The organism is Ureibacillus endophyticus, from assembly GCF_003628435.1.
In the GTDB taxonomy this organism is placed as follows: domain Bacteria; phylum Bacillota; class Bacilli; order Bacillales_A; family Planococcaceae; genus Ureibacillus; species Ureibacillus endophyticus.
In genome coordinates this window covers 62,750-77,014 of record NZ_RBZN01000008.1, presented here as the reverse complement: position 1 = coordinate 77,014, position 14,265 = coordinate 62,750, and the positions used below count along the sequence as shown (strand labels likewise).

Annotated in this window: 17 protein-coding genes and 1 riboswitch; of the genes, 10 read left to right on the top strand and 7 right to left on the bottom strand. The window is 33.4% G+C overall.

Features of this window, described 5'->3' with window-relative positions; translation table 11 throughout:
• The first annotated feature begins 610 nt into the window (after positions 1-610).
• Positions 611-1,675, top strand: a complete 1,065-nt coding sequence (locus D8M03_RS05545) for a branched-chain amino acid aminotransferase (protein WP_121213779.1) — start codon at positions 611-613, stop codon at positions 1,673-1,675.
• Positions 1,676-1,779: 104 nt separating this feature from the next.
• On the opposite strand, the gene D8M03_RS05540 is transcribed toward D8M03_RS05545, so the two are convergent.
• On the bottom strand, positions 1,780-1,992 hold the full coding sequence (locus tag D8M03_RS05540) for a hypothetical protein (protein ID WP_121213778.1): 213 nt from the start codon (positions 1,990-1,992) through the stop codon (positions 1,780-1,782).
• Between the two features lie 140 nt (positions 1,993-2,132).
• Positions 2,133-2,312: riboswitch (cobalamin riboswitch) on the top strand.
• A 131-nt stretch (positions 2,313-2,443) separates the two neighbouring features.
• Between D8M03_RS05540 and D8M03_RS05535 the strand changes: the two genes are divergently transcribed.
• The 4 genes from D8M03_RS05535 to nrdF are packed head-to-tail and all read left to right on the top strand — an operon-like array spanning position 2,444 to position 6,100.
• Positions 2,444-2,668, top strand: a complete 225-nt coding sequence (locus D8M03_RS05535; RefSeq protein ID WP_121213801.1) for a glutaredoxin family protein — start codon at positions 2,444-2,446, stop codon at positions 2,666-2,668.
• The gene (nrdI, locus tag D8M03_RS05530) at positions 2,665-3,042 is read left to right on the top strand and encodes a class Ib ribonucleoside-diphosphate reductase assembly flavoprotein NrdI (RefSeq protein WP_121213777.1); all 378 of its coding nucleotides are present in this window, start codon (positions 2,665-2,667) and stop codon (positions 3,040-3,042) included. The genes D8M03_RS05535 and nrdI overlap by 4 nt, the downstream gene beginning before the upstream one ends.
• Positions 3,017-5,110: a class 1b ribonucleoside-diphosphate reductase subunit alpha gene (gene nrdE / locus D8M03_RS05525; protein WP_121213776.1), complete on the top strand. Its 2,094-nt coding sequence runs from the start codon at positions 3,017-3,019 to the stop codon at positions 5,108-5,110. Before nrdI ends, nrdE begins: the two co-directional genes overlap by 26 nt.
• A 21-nt stretch (positions 5,111-5,131) precedes the next feature.
• On the top strand, positions 5,132-6,100 hold the full coding sequence (nrdF, locus tag D8M03_RS05520) for a class 1b ribonucleoside-diphosphate reductase subunit beta (RefSeq protein ID WP_121213775.1): 969 nt from the start codon (positions 5,132-5,134) through the stop codon (positions 6,098-6,100).
• Positions 6,101-6,490: 390 nt separating this feature from the next.
• On the opposite strand, the gene D8M03_RS05515 is transcribed toward nrdF, so the two are convergent.
• The 3 genes from D8M03_RS05515 to D8M03_RS05505 form a co-directional block, all read right to left on the bottom strand.
• On the bottom strand, positions 6,491-6,691 hold the full coding sequence (locus D8M03_RS05515) for a spore coat protein (RefSeq protein WP_245987470.1): 201 nt from the start codon (positions 6,689-6,691) through the stop codon (positions 6,491-6,493).
• A gap of 159 nt (positions 6,692-6,850) precedes the next feature.
• Positions 6,851-7,282 carry a spore coat protein gene (locus D8M03_RS05510; protein WP_121213773.1) on the bottom strand — a complete coding sequence of 144 codons (432 nt, stop codon included), beginning with the start codon at positions 7,280-7,282 and terminating at the stop codon, positions 6,851-6,853.
• 24 nt (positions 7,283-7,306) lie between these two features.
• Positions 7,307-7,702 (bottom strand): spore coat protein, encoded by a 396-nt coding sequence (locus tag D8M03_RS05505; protein ID WP_245987468.1) that lies wholly within the window; start codon positions 7,700-7,702, stop codon positions 7,307-7,309.
• 383 nt (positions 7,703-8,085) lie between these two features.
• On the opposite strand from D8M03_RS05505, the gene prpE reads away from it, so the two are divergent.
• The 3 genes from prpE to D8M03_RS05490 all read left to right on the top strand — a co-directional run bounded on the left by prpE (position 8,086) and on the right by D8M03_RS05490 (position 10,185).
• Entirely contained in the window at positions 8,086-8,868 is a 783-nt protein-coding gene (prpE, locus tag D8M03_RS05500; RefSeq protein ID WP_121213771.1) for a bis(5'-nucleosyl)-tetraphosphatase PrpE, read from the top strand.
• 564 nt (positions 8,869-9,432) lie between these two features.
• On the top strand, positions 9,433-9,888 hold the full coding sequence (locus D8M03_RS05495; protein ID WP_121213770.1) for a helix-turn-helix transcriptional regulator: 456 nt from the start codon (positions 9,433-9,435) through the stop codon (positions 9,886-9,888).
• A 33-nt stretch (positions 9,889-9,921) separates the two neighbouring features.
• Entirely contained in the window at positions 9,922-10,185 is a 264-nt protein-coding gene (locus D8M03_RS05490) for a DUF2164 family protein (protein ID WP_121213769.1), read from the top strand.
• A 20-nt stretch (positions 10,186-10,205) separates the two neighbouring features.
• Here D8M03_RS05490 and D8M03_RS05485 read toward each other — a convergent pair whose 3' ends face one another.
• Positions 10,206-11,390: an MFS transporter gene (locus D8M03_RS05485; RefSeq protein WP_121213768.1), complete on the bottom strand. Its 1,185-nt coding sequence runs from the start codon at positions 11,388-11,390 to the stop codon at positions 10,206-10,208.
• A 208-nt stretch (positions 11,391-11,598) separates the two neighbouring features.
• On the bottom strand, positions 11,599-11,763 hold the full coding sequence (locus D8M03_RS05480; RefSeq protein WP_121213767.1) for an aspartyl-phosphate phosphatase Spo0E family protein: 165 nt from the start codon (positions 11,761-11,763) through the stop codon (positions 11,599-11,601).
• A gap of 742 nt (positions 11,764-12,505) precedes the next feature.
• On the opposite strand from D8M03_RS05480, the gene D8M03_RS05475 reads away from it, so the two are divergent.
• A complete protein-coding gene (locus D8M03_RS05475; protein ID WP_121213766.1) occupies positions 12,506-13,189 on the top strand; it encodes a YczE/YyaS/YitT family protein in 684 nt (227 codons plus the stop codon).
• Positions 13,190-13,229: 40 nt separating this feature from the next.
• Positions 13,230-13,586, top strand: a complete 357-nt coding sequence (locus D8M03_RS05470) for an SRPBCC family protein (protein ID WP_342768790.1) — start codon at positions 13,230-13,232, stop codon at positions 13,584-13,586.
• A 130-nt stretch (positions 13,587-13,716) separates the two neighbouring features.
• Here the strand turns inward: D8M03_RS05470 and D8M03_RS05465 are convergent, their stop codons facing one another.
• On the bottom strand, positions 13,717-14,217 hold the full coding sequence (locus D8M03_RS05465; protein WP_121213765.1) for a hypothetical protein: 501 nt from the start codon (positions 14,215-14,217) through the stop codon (positions 13,717-13,719).
• Positions 14,218-14,265: the final 48 nt, after the last annotated feature.

Here is a 14,265-nt window from a genome sequence, read left to right as displayed (position 1 = left end):
CAAAAACGTCAGTAACAGCCACAATTTATCTGTGGCGAAAACGTCAGTGACAGCCACAATTTATCTGTGGCGAAAACGTCAGTGACAGTCACAATTTATCTGTGGCAAAAACGTCAGTGACAGCCACAATTTATCTGTGGCAAAAACGTCAGTGACAGCCACAATTTATCTGTGGCGAAAACGTCAGTGACAGCCACAATTTATCTGTGGCGAAAACATCAGTGACAGCCACAATTTATCTGTGGCGAAAACGTCAGTGACAGCCACAATTTATCTGTGGCGAAAACGTCAGTGACAGCCACAATTTATCTGTGGCGAAAACGTTAGTGACAGCTACAATTTATCTGTGGCGAAAACGTAAGTGACAGCCACAGTTTATCTGTGGCGAAAACATCAGTGACAGCCACAAAGGAGAAGTCTCAAAATATCTTTTCAGACTTCTCCTTCCATACCGTATTGAGCAAAAATTTGCAATATTCGTATGAATAGGTGATGTTTTATTTCGGAATTTAAAGTAAAATAGTAAAGTAATATAATTTGATAACGGAAGTTCACAATAAGCGTGATATTTAGTTTTCTGAATTCTCATTTAATAATTGGAGGCTACACAATGTTAGACATTACAACACAATTAACAACTAATCCTAAAGAAAAACCTGCTGCAGACGAACTTGGTTTCGGAAATTACTTTACTGACCATATGTTTGTATTAGAATATACAGAAGGTATTGGCTGGCATGATGGTCGTATTATTCCATATCAACCAATTTCCCTTGACCCATCTGCAATGATTTTCCACTATGGACAATCTGTATTTGAAGGGTTAAAAGCTTATGTAACGGTAGATAATGATATTTTATTATTCCGTCCAGAACGTAATTTTGCTCGTCTTAATCATTCAAATGATCGTTTATGTATTCCAAAAATTGACGAAGAGTATGCATTAGAGGCTTTAAAACAATTAGTGAATGTGGACCGTGAATGGGTACCAAGTGCTCCAGGTACTTCTCTTTATATCCGTCCATTTATTATTGCAACAGAAGAACATTTAGGAGTACATCCTGCAAAAAATTATAAATTTATAATCATCATGTCTCCATCAGGCTCTTACTATAAAGAGGGAATTAACCCAGTAAAAATTATGGTAGAGCAACAATTTGTTCGTGCCGTAAAAGGTGGTACTGGTGAAGCGAAAACTGGTGGTAACTATGCAAGTGCACTAAAAGGTCAAGAAATTGCAGATCGTGAAGGGTACTCTCAAACATTATGGTTAGATGGTAAAGAAAACCGTTATGTTGAAGAAGTTGGTAGTATGAACATCTTCTTTAAAATTAACGGAACAGTTATTACTCCTGAATTAAACGGTAGTATTTTACCTGGTATTACTCGTGACTCAATGATCCAAGTATTAAAATCAAAAAATATTCCGGTTGAAGAACGCCGTATTTCTATTGATGAAGTTGTAGAAGCTCACAATAACGGAACTTTAGAAGAAGTTTTCGGAACAGGGACAGCAGCGGTTATTTCACCAGTTGGCGAGTTAAAATATTTAGAAGTAAAATATATCATTAACAATGGCGAAATCGGTGAAGTTTCTCAAATGTTATATGATACATTAACTGGCATTCAAACAGGAAAAATTGAAGATACTTTTGGGTGGACAATTCGTTTATAAAATAGTGGAATCGTAGCTACTAACAAAGGTAGCTGCGATTTTTTTTATAGAGGAGAATATTCAAAATTAAAAAGGCGAGCACAAAGATCTCACCTTTTTCTAAACTATTCTCTTTTATTCGATTGTTGATCTTTATCGTGGTTTGTTGCATTGTTTTTATTCTTTACTTTAGAATCAAATTCTTCTGCAATTTCTGCCGTGTTATCTTCTGGGTTATCTTGATGACTTGTAGTGTTTCTGTGTAAGTGTTTATAAGTTTCAAATGGATTATGATTTCGTTCATTCAGCGTTTTTTTATTATTTCTATTTCTACTCAAGCTGCTCACCTCCTAATGGTTAAGGTGTGCATTGATGAAAATTTTATGCTTTTCAATTTGTTCACTATAATATACCTAAAATACCATTTACAGAGGTAACTAACTCTGATACACTTAACATCAGTAATAAAAACTATATATTGTGTTCGTTTTTAATTGGTACTACTACATGTAGTTTAATAGGGAAGCCGGTGAGATTCCGGCGCTGTCCCCGCAACTGTAAAGCTGACGAAGATTCAATTACCACTGTGCATTTTGCATGGGAAGGGAATCCGCGGATGAAGCGAAGCCAGGAGACCTGCCAAGTAAAAACACTCAAAACATTTCTTCGGGGATTGAGAAATGGAGACGGTACCATTTTTACATCAATCGTTTCCATTCTATTGCTATCTCTTTTCGAAGAGGTAGCTTTTTTTATTTCCCCTTTACGAAAAGGAGAGGGATTAAATTGATGAAACTTTATACAAAAACAGTATGTCCAAAATGCTTATGGATTAAATCAGAACTCATACGAGCAGGAATAGCCTTTGAAACTATTAACATCGACCATGATGAATGCGCAAAAGAAAAGATACTTGATGCCGGTTTTCTAACCGTACCAGTAATCGAAATGGATGGTTTATTTTCTGGTAATCTCAATGACATAATGAGCAAAATCGAGCTGAGTATTTCGTGATTGTCTTTGCAAGTCGTACCGGAAATGTTCGGTATATTGCCTCAAAATTAAACGGCGATAAACAAGAAATTAAAGAAGGTTTAGTACTACAACAACCATATTTATTAATGACCTATACCGATGGATTAGGACAAATACCTGAAAAAGTTGCGAGGTTTTTAGCGAGGAATGCTCAACATTGTAAGGGTGTTGTTGTCAGTGGCAATCGAAATTTCGGTAATAATTTTGGCGTTGCAGGAGATAAAATTGCATCCCTTTACACCATTCCATTAGTTAGAAAAATTGACTTGCGCGGATATCCTGCAGACTACGAAGCTATCCAACTGTTTTATGAAATGAGGGTTTTGAATGAAATCATACTTGAAACTAAATAATGAAGTGCTGAATCAATATAGTCGAACAGGTTTATTAGAATTAGAAAAAGATCGAGAAGCAACCCGACGTTATTTTTTAGAGTACGTAAATGTGCGTTTACGTTATTTTATTGATATAGAAGAAAAGATTCGATATTTAGTAGATGAAGGATATTATGAACGTGAATTTTTGGATTTATACGATATAAATTTTATTAAAAAATTGTATAAAAAAGCCTATGAATATAACTTCCGGTTTCCTTCGTTTATGAGTGCAAGCAAGTTTTATGACGCGTATGCCATGAAAAGTAGAGATGGGGAAGAAATACTAGAAAAATATGAAGATCGTATTGTTATTATCGCTCTCTATTTAGCGCAAGGAGATAAAGAACTTGCAGAAAGAGCAGTAGAAGCAATTATGGAAGCTTACCAACCAGCCACACCAACTGCATTAAACAGTGGGAAAAAGGCAAGGGGAGAGCTTGTTAGTTGTTTTAAATTATCAATGGACGACACGATGAATAGCATCGCTGAAAATATTGGCTATTGTTTAGAACTTTCACGACTAGGTGGAGGGGTTGGGGTTAATTTAACAGATTTACGACCATTAGGCGACCCGATTAAAGGAATCATAAACCGAGCAAGTGGGGTCATACCGGTAGCAAAACTGTTGGAAAATTCCTTTAGTTACTCCAATCAACTTGGACAACGGAATGGTTCGGGGGTCGCCTATTTAAATATATTCCATGGGGATATCGAAAGCTTTATTTCATCAAAAAAACCAAATGCCGATGATAAAATTCGTCTAGCTACTTTATCCACAGGTATTATCATTCCAAATATATTTTTTGAGTTAATGAAAAGAGATAAAGATATCGTTTTATTTAGTCCTTATGATATTTATAGAGAATATGGTAAAAGAATGTCTGAAATCTCGATAACAGAAATGTATTATGAATTGCTTGATAATCCAAATATCCGGAAACTAAAGCGACTGAATGCGCGGAAGCTTTATACAGAAGTGAAAAAAGCACAGTTTGAATCTGGCTATCCCTTTGAAATTTTTGATGACAATGTGAATGATGTGCATCCACTTAAAGCTATTGGACGAGTGAAAATGTCCAACTTATGTACAGAAATTTTACAAGTTCAACACACGAGTAACATTACTGATCAAGACGAACCCAATGAGTATGGTCTCGATGTATCATGCAATCTTGGTTCCATTGATATTCATGCTGCTACGAAAGTGAATGATTTTGAAAGATTAATTGATACTTCCATGCGTTTATTAACTAACGTTTCACTCATGACAAACATAAAAAATGTACCATCCGTTGCAAAGGCAAATCAAATGATGCATTCAGTAGGACTAGGTGTCATGAATTTACATGGCCATCTCGTCTCAGAAGAAATCTTATATGGTTCTCATGAGGCAATCGAGTTTATCGATTGTTTCATGGAAGCAGTAAACTACTATTCTCTTAAAACATCAGTGCAGATTGCAAAGGAGCGTGGAGAAGTGTTTTATGGGTTTGAGAAAAGCGATTATGCAACAGGTGAATATTTTACTGCTTATATTTCAAAAGAAGATAGAGAACCGACAAATAAAATAAAAAAGGCATTAGGTCATGTGCCAATAATTTCGTCAGCAATGTGGAAAGAGTTGTCCCATCAAGTTAAAGAATTTGGATTGTTCCATAGCTACCGATTAGCAATTCCTCCGACTGGTTCAATTAGTTATATCCGTTCATGTACAGCTTCGATTGCGCCTATTACGGAACGAGTAGAAGTGCGGGATTATGCAGATAGTCGTACGATTTATCCAATGCCGTTTATGAATAACGAAAATATGGATTACTATGTGGATGCGTACAACATCGATCCGTATAAAATGATTGATTTATATGCAGCAGCGCAAAAACATATCGACCAGGGGATTTCTTTAACTTTATATGTAACCGATCAATGGACAACCGAACAACTGGCAAAAGTTTATATTTATGCATGGATGAAAGGGATTAAAACAATCTATTATGTTCGTCAGCGTTTGCAAACCATTGAAGAATGTATTGCTTGTCAAATATAGTTTCGGAGTGTGTATGAGAGTATGAAAAACAAACCAATCCAAGCAATTAATTGGAATCGACCAACTAGTGAACTTGCTCAAGTGTTTTGGGAGCAACAATGGAAGCAAATTTGGTTTCCAGAAGAAATTGCCGTTAGTAAAGATGTAAAGCAATGGCAAGATTTTGAACATCAAGACACATATAAAAAGGTGTTAGCGGGTTTAACATTGCTGGATACCGTTCAAACGAATGTAGGGATGAATGAAATAGCAAAGTATACGCAAGACCTGCAAGAAAAAGCAGTTTTAACAGCATTCGGTGCATTTGAAGCCATTCACGCAAAATCCTATTCTTATATTTTTACAACATTATGCAAAAATGATGAAATTGATGAGCTTTTTGAATGGGTGAAGAAGAATGAATTTTTACAATACAAGGCTGAACGAATTAACGAAGTGTATTCTTCCATTCAAGAAGGGGATTCAGAATCTCTTTGGAAAGCGATGTTTTCGTCTGTTATGCTCGAATCGTTCCTATTTTATTCCGGATTTTTCTATCCGCTCTACTTAGGTGGACAAGGATTTTTACGGAATAGTGCAGAAGTTATTTCACTCATTTTAAGAGACGAATCCATTCATGGGGTAGCAGTGGGATATTTCGCGCAAAATTTGTTTCAGCAGTTTTCTTCTGAAGTACAAGATACGTTAAGAGTATGGGGGTATGAACTACTCTTAGAACTTTATCAAAATGAACTAAATTATACGAATGACGTCTATGCAGAGACAGGATTATGTCCTGAGGTAAAGGCTTATATTCGATATAATGCAAACAAAGCCTTAATGAATTTGGGGTTAGATACGATGTTCCCAGAAGAAGAAGTGAATCAAATTGTGATGAATGGGATACGAAATGAAGGGACTACGTATGATTTCTTTTCACAAAAGGGGTCTACTTATGCAAAAGCAAAAGTAGCTCCAATAACGGATGATACGTTTCGATTTGATTTTTAGAAGATAGGAAGGGGGCTGTGTTAAAAGTAAAATGACTTTTAACACAGTCTTTCTTTGTAATAAATATCTAATATAGAATTGTGCTACTGAGGTTGTCGCATCAAAATGCTACCGTCTCAAAAGTAATTTTCAGACGGCTCCTATTGCTGCAAAGCCTTTCTAAATTAATGGATTAGATGTTAATGTAGTGAATATACGTGTTGTAGGAGTGTGGTTATGTTCAATTTTATAGATGATTTGGTAGGTGCTATATTAGATTTTCTAAAACCTATAATATATTTTTTCGTTGGGCTGATGTTAGTGGGGATTCCTTTGATAGCCATTGCTAAACTTTTTGAATGGTGGTTTTCATAACAAAACGCCCTTTAAAAAAAGGCGCTTTTATAAAACTTATTTCTTAGAATTTTGTTTTACAAATTCATCTACTTGCGCCTTTAAATCTTCCACCATTTCTTTAAGAGCTTGTTTATCTTCTTCAGATAATTTATTTTTTGCTTGTTCTATGTTAACACCATTTTTTCGTAGGATATTTGTTACTAAAAGGTCTACTACCTTATTAGGAATTCCCTTTGGAGAATTTTCATTACTCACATATTTCACCCCTTTTAAAACTTCTTTAACCATCAGAATATGCACGAGTCTTTCCATGAGATACAAATAGTTAAAATAAATTCCCACGCAAAGTATACGTTTGCGTGGGGAGAACAGGACTAAAGGAGATTTTAAATAAATTTATTTATAATCCTGATATTATAAGACATCTAGTTGACCAATTAAAGCAACTAGAATTTGAATCATTGCTTGTAGGTTTACTGCGATGTCAGTATCAGTTGTTGTTACTTGAATTTCTTTGGAGTTTTCGATGATTGTTCTTTGTGAATTGTGTTGTCTTGTTCTCATGAATTGTTTCAAATCATGTGCTACTTTTTTACCTTGATTAGTGTCACCAAGTGTAATATTAATTACTGCTGCTAGGGCTGCTTGAATTCCAAGTTGTAAAGATAAAGCAACTTGCGTATCTGTTGTTTGGACATTAACATACTCGGAGTCTCTTACAATAATCCATTCATGAGAGTGTTGTATTGTTTTCGCTTTTTCAGTAGCATCTTGTAAAGCGTCGGCATCATTGTTCAGGTCATTTTTTCCATCCCAATAATCTAAAGCTCTCCATTCGTTTGCCATTTTTTTCACCTCACTTTTTTAAAATTAAGCAATGTCTAATTTCACTACTAATGCGACTAAAGCTTGTAGTAATGCTTGAATATGTGCAGAGATATCTGTGTCAGTTGTTGTAATGTTTACATCTTTTGAATTTCTCACTAAGATTTTTTGTTTATTTAATTGCTCACTTTCAAAATGTTGTAATAGGTCCTGAGTGATTTCATTTCCACGTTCAGAATCAGCAACTGTAATACTAATAATTAAAGCAATTGCTAATTGTAATGCCGCTTGAAGAGAAATAGATGCTTGAGTATCTGTTGATTGAACAGTTACGTTAATAGAGTCTTTAATCCAAATTACTTCGTTGGACTCTTGATCAATTAATGACAGCATATCTGCATCCTGAAGGAGATCAGCGTCATGATCGTATCGATTACTCATGTATCTTCCCTCCCCTTTAGGTGAATGGTAGTAATTACATTTCTTACAGTTCTTTTTTGAATCATCATTTTTACAGTGACAGAATCTACATTCCCAATTTGCCATTTAGAAACCTCCTTTCAACATGATTGATAAGTAAGTTGAAAATCCATCAACTTCTGACTATAGGATATGAACAGGTGAAAAATTGATATAGTTGTTTGTCTATTTTTAAAAATAAATCTTAGATAGTTAATAGTGATTTGCCTATTTTGAAGTAAGAAATGGGAGATTGACCTAGTTAAAAAATAGGAAAGTACCTAGTGAAATGAAAAAAATATTTTACATCATATTGAAAATGGTTCAATCATTACATACTAGGAGATAGAAGGGAGTATGAGGTAATGAAGATTGAGGTAGGCAAAGGCATTGATTTTATTGGAGATATCCATGCTTGTTATGATGAATTTATTGAATTACTAGATAAATTAGGATATCAACTTAATAACGGTTTATATATCCATCCAGATGGACGTAAGATTGTGTCTCTTGGAGATGTTATGAGCCGTGGCCCACAATCTATCAAATGTATGGAATTTTTTTTAAACCATGTAAATGCGGGGCTTGCTTATATGATAGACAGTAACCATGGATGGAAAATTGCAAGATGGTTAATGGGAAGAAAGGTCAAACTTAGCCATGGTGATGAAAATGTGGAAGAAGAGTTTCAAGAATTTGAAAAATTAGAGGGTAAAAAAGAAACGGAGAAATTAAAAGAAGAGATAAAAGAGTTATTATTAAACGCACCTTCCCATTATATTTTTACGGTAGATGGTGAAGCGCGAGTTGTTTGTACACATGCTGGTATTCGTGACGATTTTATAGGCAAAGAAAATGATAGAATTAAAAACTTTTGCCGTTATGGGGATGTTGCAGGGATGGATGAAAAGGGAAAACCGATACGAAAAGAATGGTATAAAGAACATAAAGGGGACTTACTGATTATATGGGGACACGATCCAAAACGAGAGCCATTAATTGTGAACAATACAATTAATATAGATCAAGGTGTAGTATTTGGTGGTAAGTTAACATGTTATCGATATCCTGAGGAGGAATTTGTTTTTGTAAAAGCAGCCAAGAATTATTCTGGTAGGATTGGAGAAGACAATCCAATTAATCGATAAAAATGGTTGGGACACGCTTAGCTATAAAGGTTGTCCCCAACTATTTTTATTTTTTCTTTTATATAATTTCCAATAACACAATCGTAAGGTAATATAGCAGCATCATTTTGTTTAAAATCATTTCTCATTAGCAGATGGTGAAACATAACTAAAGAAATCTCGATAAGCCTTTCGTTTTAATAGTTGTTCTCCAGTTGGGAGGTTACCTTTAGAATTTTTACCCAATCGTATGTCCTTTCTACCACAATTTGTGCATATTCCAGCCCCCATAAAACAGCTGTTGGAGTTATTAAGTTGTGGTTTTTACGTAATAATGTTTCAACCTCAGCTGTTACAACACCAGAGTAGCTAATTCAATTAAAATGGTTTCATCTTTTTCTCTTCATAGTTTCAATTCATTTAGAAATGAATTAAGTTTTTAGATAAAAAATGTAACCTTTTTCCTGTCTGAAGAGTCTAATTAATAGAAAGTAATAAATAAATGCTTTGGGTTGTATAATATTTCCAAACTTATACGATATAAAGGGTAGTACAGAATAACGTGTTTTGAGGTGTTATATAGAAATGGATCGAGAGTTGATTGCTCAAATTGCGTCTGACAATCTAAAATTAGTGCGAACAGAATATCAATTCACTCAAGAAAAGATGGCAGAGATTCTTGGGATTTCAAAGAAAACGCTTATTCAGATTGAAAAGGGGAAATGTCTTGCTAATTGGACAACGACGATTGCAATTTGTGCTCTTTTCCAAGATAGTAAAACGTTAAAGAAACAGTTAGGTGATGACCCATTAGAACTAGTAGAATTAACAATACATGATGTGATCATTCGACCTACAGAAAAAACCTTTGGAGGCGTTATTTGGTGGAAAAATCTTTATAAATATCGTGGTTTTAAATTACAGCAAAATTTACTAAGTAAACATTATCGTATTTTAGATGACGAAAATTATCGGTTACTAAGCACCTTTGATCAAAAAGTTGCTAAGGAAAAATGGGAAGATATTATCAAAAAAATATAAATACATAACTTTATTTTATTTGGAGTGAGATGAGTGCTAAATAGAATGCCGAATGAACAAATACAATGGTTGGTTTCCGAGATTCAATCTTTTTATTTAAAAGAGAGACAAGAGAAGATATCAGAGATAGAAGCGCAACGATTACTTGATTTTATTAAAGATACGATTTCCCCAATTTTATACAATGCCATTTTGTACGATGTGTTTCGTATCATTGAAAATCAATGTGATCACTTAGAAAAAGAAATATTACAATTAGAACAACCTAGCACGTTGAAAAAACTAAAATTTAATTAAAATAAATGAAAGTGCGCTCTTTATTCGGGCGCACTTTTGTTTTCCTTTAAAAAGAGTGAAGCTAGGCAACCTAGCAGTAAAATGCCGCTAAATGTTGAAAAAGAAACAAATGCATTGCTAACTTGCATTAATTTTGTCGCTAACATTGGTCCAATACTTGCACCTATAAACAAAATAAACGCGTTAAAAAGTAATGCTGTACCTCTTTGATTGGCAGCACGTTGACTTATGAGTGTAATATTAATCGGTACAACGAGTGAGATACTTGCCACGAATAATAGACTAAAAACAATGGTTAATAAGTTTGGGGTAATGGCCATTAAAAATAATGCGACTGAAGCAATACCTAAACAAGTACGAAATGATTGGATTTCCCCAAACTTATCCGAAATTTTCCCTGCAAGAATGCACATAACCGTTCCTATTAAACCAACAGCGCGGGCTAAGAATACCTGTTGTTCCGTAAAGTAGAAGGGAGGTGCAAGAAGAAAGGCTTCTAAAATGGTATACATTCCGATTAAAGAAAATAATAATATAAAGGAAAATGAAAATGATATTGATAGTTGTTTGTTGAATAATAAATTCTTTATGTTAAGAAAGTTTAAAAAAATAGAATTTTTATGTTTATTAGCAGAGTCTTTGGGTAAAAGAGTGATTGTAAGGATACTAGTTATCAAATATAGTATTGCTAGGATAATATAGATCCAATTTAACCCCAAGTATTTTTGTATGAGTGTTGCAAATAGCTGTGCAAGGACACTGGAAATGAGAAATCCTGAAGTCATAAAACCAAATGCACTTTTTCGCTTTTCAAGAGGGTAGACATCCCCAATATAGGCGAGGGAAATGGGTACAAATGCTGCTGCACCAATACCTTGAAGGATACGAAAGATAAGTAGTAATGTGTAGTTATTGATAAATGCACAAATAAATGTGGCGATGGTTAGTATAAAAATTCCAAATATTAAAAAAATCTTTCTGCCATACCGATCGGATAATGGGCCATAAATCAAACAGCATAATGCGTAAGTTAAAGAAAAAATACTGCCAATCCAAATGGCCTTTGTTTCATTAACATGAAACGTGTTCATCAATATGTCGGTCAATGGAATTGTAAAATACATACTCATTAAAATTATTAATCCTGCCCAAGAGAGGATTATCGTCATAATCGTAAATTGCAATTTTTCATTACTGAAAATCACTCAATAGACGCTCCTTTTGTCATCTTTGTACCTAACATTTTATTATGCTAGAGAATATTTATGACTGATAATTTGCGATGAGGATGGTAATCAGTCACCGCAGGAGAAATATTACATAAAAAAGAAAAGGGTGTCCAAAAAGAATTAACTTTTTGAACACCAGTATAAATAAATACAAAAAAATATATATAAACAATTGCTAAAATTGTTACGCTGCTTTATGAGAATATAAATTAAGTAAAGCATCGAGTTCTTGACTACATGTTACTGTTTTAGGGTGAGTAAAACCGAAATGATGTGCTTTTTTGTACATATCTTTTCTTTTCATTTCAATTAGTAGTCTTAATACTTGTTTGTAAAATTTACTTTTCATTTTAAAAATTCTCCCCCAAGATTTTGTATAATAGTAAATTTTCTGCTATGACTTAAGTTATTGTACTTCATTACAAGTGAAAAAAATGTCGGTTTATGACTCAAATCAAGAAGTTCGTAATTTTGTCACATTTAACATATTTTAAAGACCAAAATTAATTTCAATAAAAAATCTGTGCTAAAAGTGGTTGAGAAACCCAGTATTTATCTAGTGTCTCGAGGTTTGATAAATAATCAAGTCTTGTTTTTTTTATGACAAAGGTAAGGGAAAACTTGTATAAATCGCCAAACACCTTTCGACAATGCATCGAAAGGTGTTGAAATCTGAAAATTTAGATAATATAATATGTCAATTTTGAAAAGGTCAATTTTATAACATTTGTCTTAAAAAAACTATCTCGATATATCTTTTTTTGTGAGGGATTTATAATTTCCTAGAACGAGGGAAGTAATTTTAATTTATTTTGAAATTGAAAAATAGTGAACAAATTTCTCTAAAATGTCACTTAAATTCTAACAATACGAAAGAAATGGTTCGATTTGCAATTAGATTATTAGTATTGCTTTTATTAACCTTTCATTATGGCTCAATAAAAATATTATATTTTTTTGAAAATGTATTCGATCAATCATAAAATCTATTCTTTTTTGGAATATCTTAATATTTAATAACCTTAATTTGTTAGTTTGATTTAAAATAAGAGGTAGGATATTAAATAATTTATTAGAGAAAGAAGGATTTTATGAACCATCTAAATAATACAATGAAGCGGGTTGCATTGTATGTCATTGGTTTATTTTTATTAGCAATTGGTGTGTCATTTTCAATCCAAGCATCCCTAGGTGTTTCACCGGTGTCATCTTTACCATATGCGTTGGCACTCGTTTCAGGATTGTCAGTAGGGGTTATGACTGTCGTATCAAATATATTATTTATCGTTTTACAAGTATTTTTAACGAAACGATTCGATTTACGAGATTTTAGTTTACAATTGCTTATCTCTTTTTTGTTTGGCTTTTACATGGATTTTTCTTTATTTTTAGTACGTCTCTTACCAACACCAGAAACAATCATCATGCGGAGTATCTTTTTAATTATTAGCTTATTCATTGTGGCATTTGCATTACTTGCTTATTTTAATGTGAAATTACCATTAATGCCTTATGATTCCCTAACTTATGCAATTAGCAATCGATTTCAAATGCATTTTCCGAAAGCAAAAATTACAAGTGATTTAATTAATGTTGGTATATCACTAATCGTTTGTTTAATTTGTATACAATCATTTGGTTCCGTAGGTATTGGCACACTAATTTCTGCTTATTTTATAGGGAAGATTTTAGGCATGTTGATGAAAAAGTTCCAAGAACCACTTCTCAATTGGTTGAATAGCGGCGAACAAGAAGAAAGCACCACGGAATTGTAGTTTTTAAAAATAGTGATTTAGCTTTTTGGAGGGATGTCGTATGAAAAGTTGGACAAAGGAAATTGAAATCAATGCACCTATTGAAAAGGTTTGGAAGCTATTTAATGGATCGTTGGAGGATATGCAAAAAATCATGCCCCAAGTTGTTAGACATGAACCGGTTCATGTAACAGAAGAAAAGATCGGTACAATTTATCGTCAAGCATATCGTGAAGGCAAGCGAATTCAAGAGTATGATGTTGAGACGTTAGAATATCTTGAAACGGCTAACAAAAAAAGGGTGAAAATAGGTTTTAATCTTGCCAACATGTTTGACATTACTGCTCTTTATGAATTAAAGAAAATTGACAAAATACCACAACCCACTTTGTCTACACTACAACGAACAAGCCTTTAAAACCTATATTAAAACTTTTGCTAAAATTTGCTTCTAATAAAGTTGTTGTGCAGTTTGTCGAAAGGGTAAAAAAAGTAGCAGAATCGGAATAACCATTATTAACGCGGCTTATAAACTTAGCCGCGATTTTTTATTGGTTGGATTCAAGTAATTTATTCATCTCGTCCATTTCAGTAGAGAGTATATCGATCATTGTAATTAACTTTAATCGAAATCGTTCAAAGGATTTTTCATCCTCTTCTGAGGGTGCATTAGATAGTAATTGAAGTGTCTCTTTTAATGATTCAATTTGATTAAGAATATTCTTTTTTAATGCTAACGCTTGATTATATTTAATTTCGTATAATAATACATCATCTTCAATTTGTTCAAGATCACTCTGCAAAATGCCATTTTCATCCCTACCATCACCGTTAAAATACCAGTCTGAAAAGGTAAAAGCATATAGTTCGTCAACAGCTTGATTTAAATGATCAAAACAATCATTTGAGATGGGGAAAAACTCATCATTTAAAAATTGTTGAAATGCTAGAAACTCCTGTTCTTCATGATTCTTTGACGAAAAATCCCCAAAGAAAAAGATGACTAGGATTCCCACAATAACAACGCCAATCAATATACCATTCTTCATTTAGTTGGCTCCTTACTAATTATTAATAAAATGATGCGTACCTTTCGA

Coding starts and splice junctions, on each gene's coding strand:
- D8M03_RS05510 (WP_121213773.1), bottom strand. CDS start 7,282: ATGGCAAACGAATGGAGAGCTTTAGATTATTGGGATGGAAAAAATGAC.
- nrdF (WP_121213775.1), top strand. CDS start 5,132: ATGAAAAACAAACCAATCCAAGCAATTAATTGGAATCGACCAACTAGT.
- D8M03_RS05535 (WP_121213801.1), top strand. CDS start 2,444: ATGAAACTTTATACAAAAACAGTATGTCCAAAATGCTTATGGATTAAA.
- D8M03_RS05465 (WP_121213765.1), bottom strand. CDS start 14,217: ATGAAGAATGGTATATTGATTGGCGTTGTTATTGTGGGAATCCTAGTC.
- nrdE (WP_121213776.1), top strand. CDS start 3,017: ATGAAATCATACTTGAAACTAAATAATGAAGTGCTGAATCAATATAGT.
- D8M03_RS05505 (WP_245987468.1), bottom strand. CDS start 7,702: ATGAGTAATCGATACGATCATGACGCTGATCTCCTTCAGGATGCAGAT.
- D8M03_RS05495 (WP_121213770.1), top strand. CDS start 9,433: ATGGATCGAGAGTTGATTGCTCAAATTGCGTCTGACAATCTAAAATTA.
- D8M03_RS05480 (WP_121213767.1), bottom strand. CDS start 11,763: ATGAAAAGTAAATTTTACAAACAAGTATTAAGACTACTAATTGAAATG.
- D8M03_RS05475 (WP_121213766.1), top strand. CDS start 12,506: ATGAACCATCTAAATAATACAATGAAGCGGGTTGCATTGTATGTCATT.
- prpE (WP_121213771.1), top strand. CDS start 8,086: ATGAAGATTGAGGTAGGCAAAGGCATTGATTTTATTGGAGATATCCAT.
- D8M03_RS05545 (WP_121213779.1), top strand. CDS start 611: ATGTTAGACATTACAACACAATTAACAACTAATCCTAAAGAAAAACCT.
- D8M03_RS05470 (WP_342768790.1), top strand. CDS start 13,230: ATGAAAAGTTGGACAAAGGAAATTGAAATCAATGCACCTATTGAAAAG.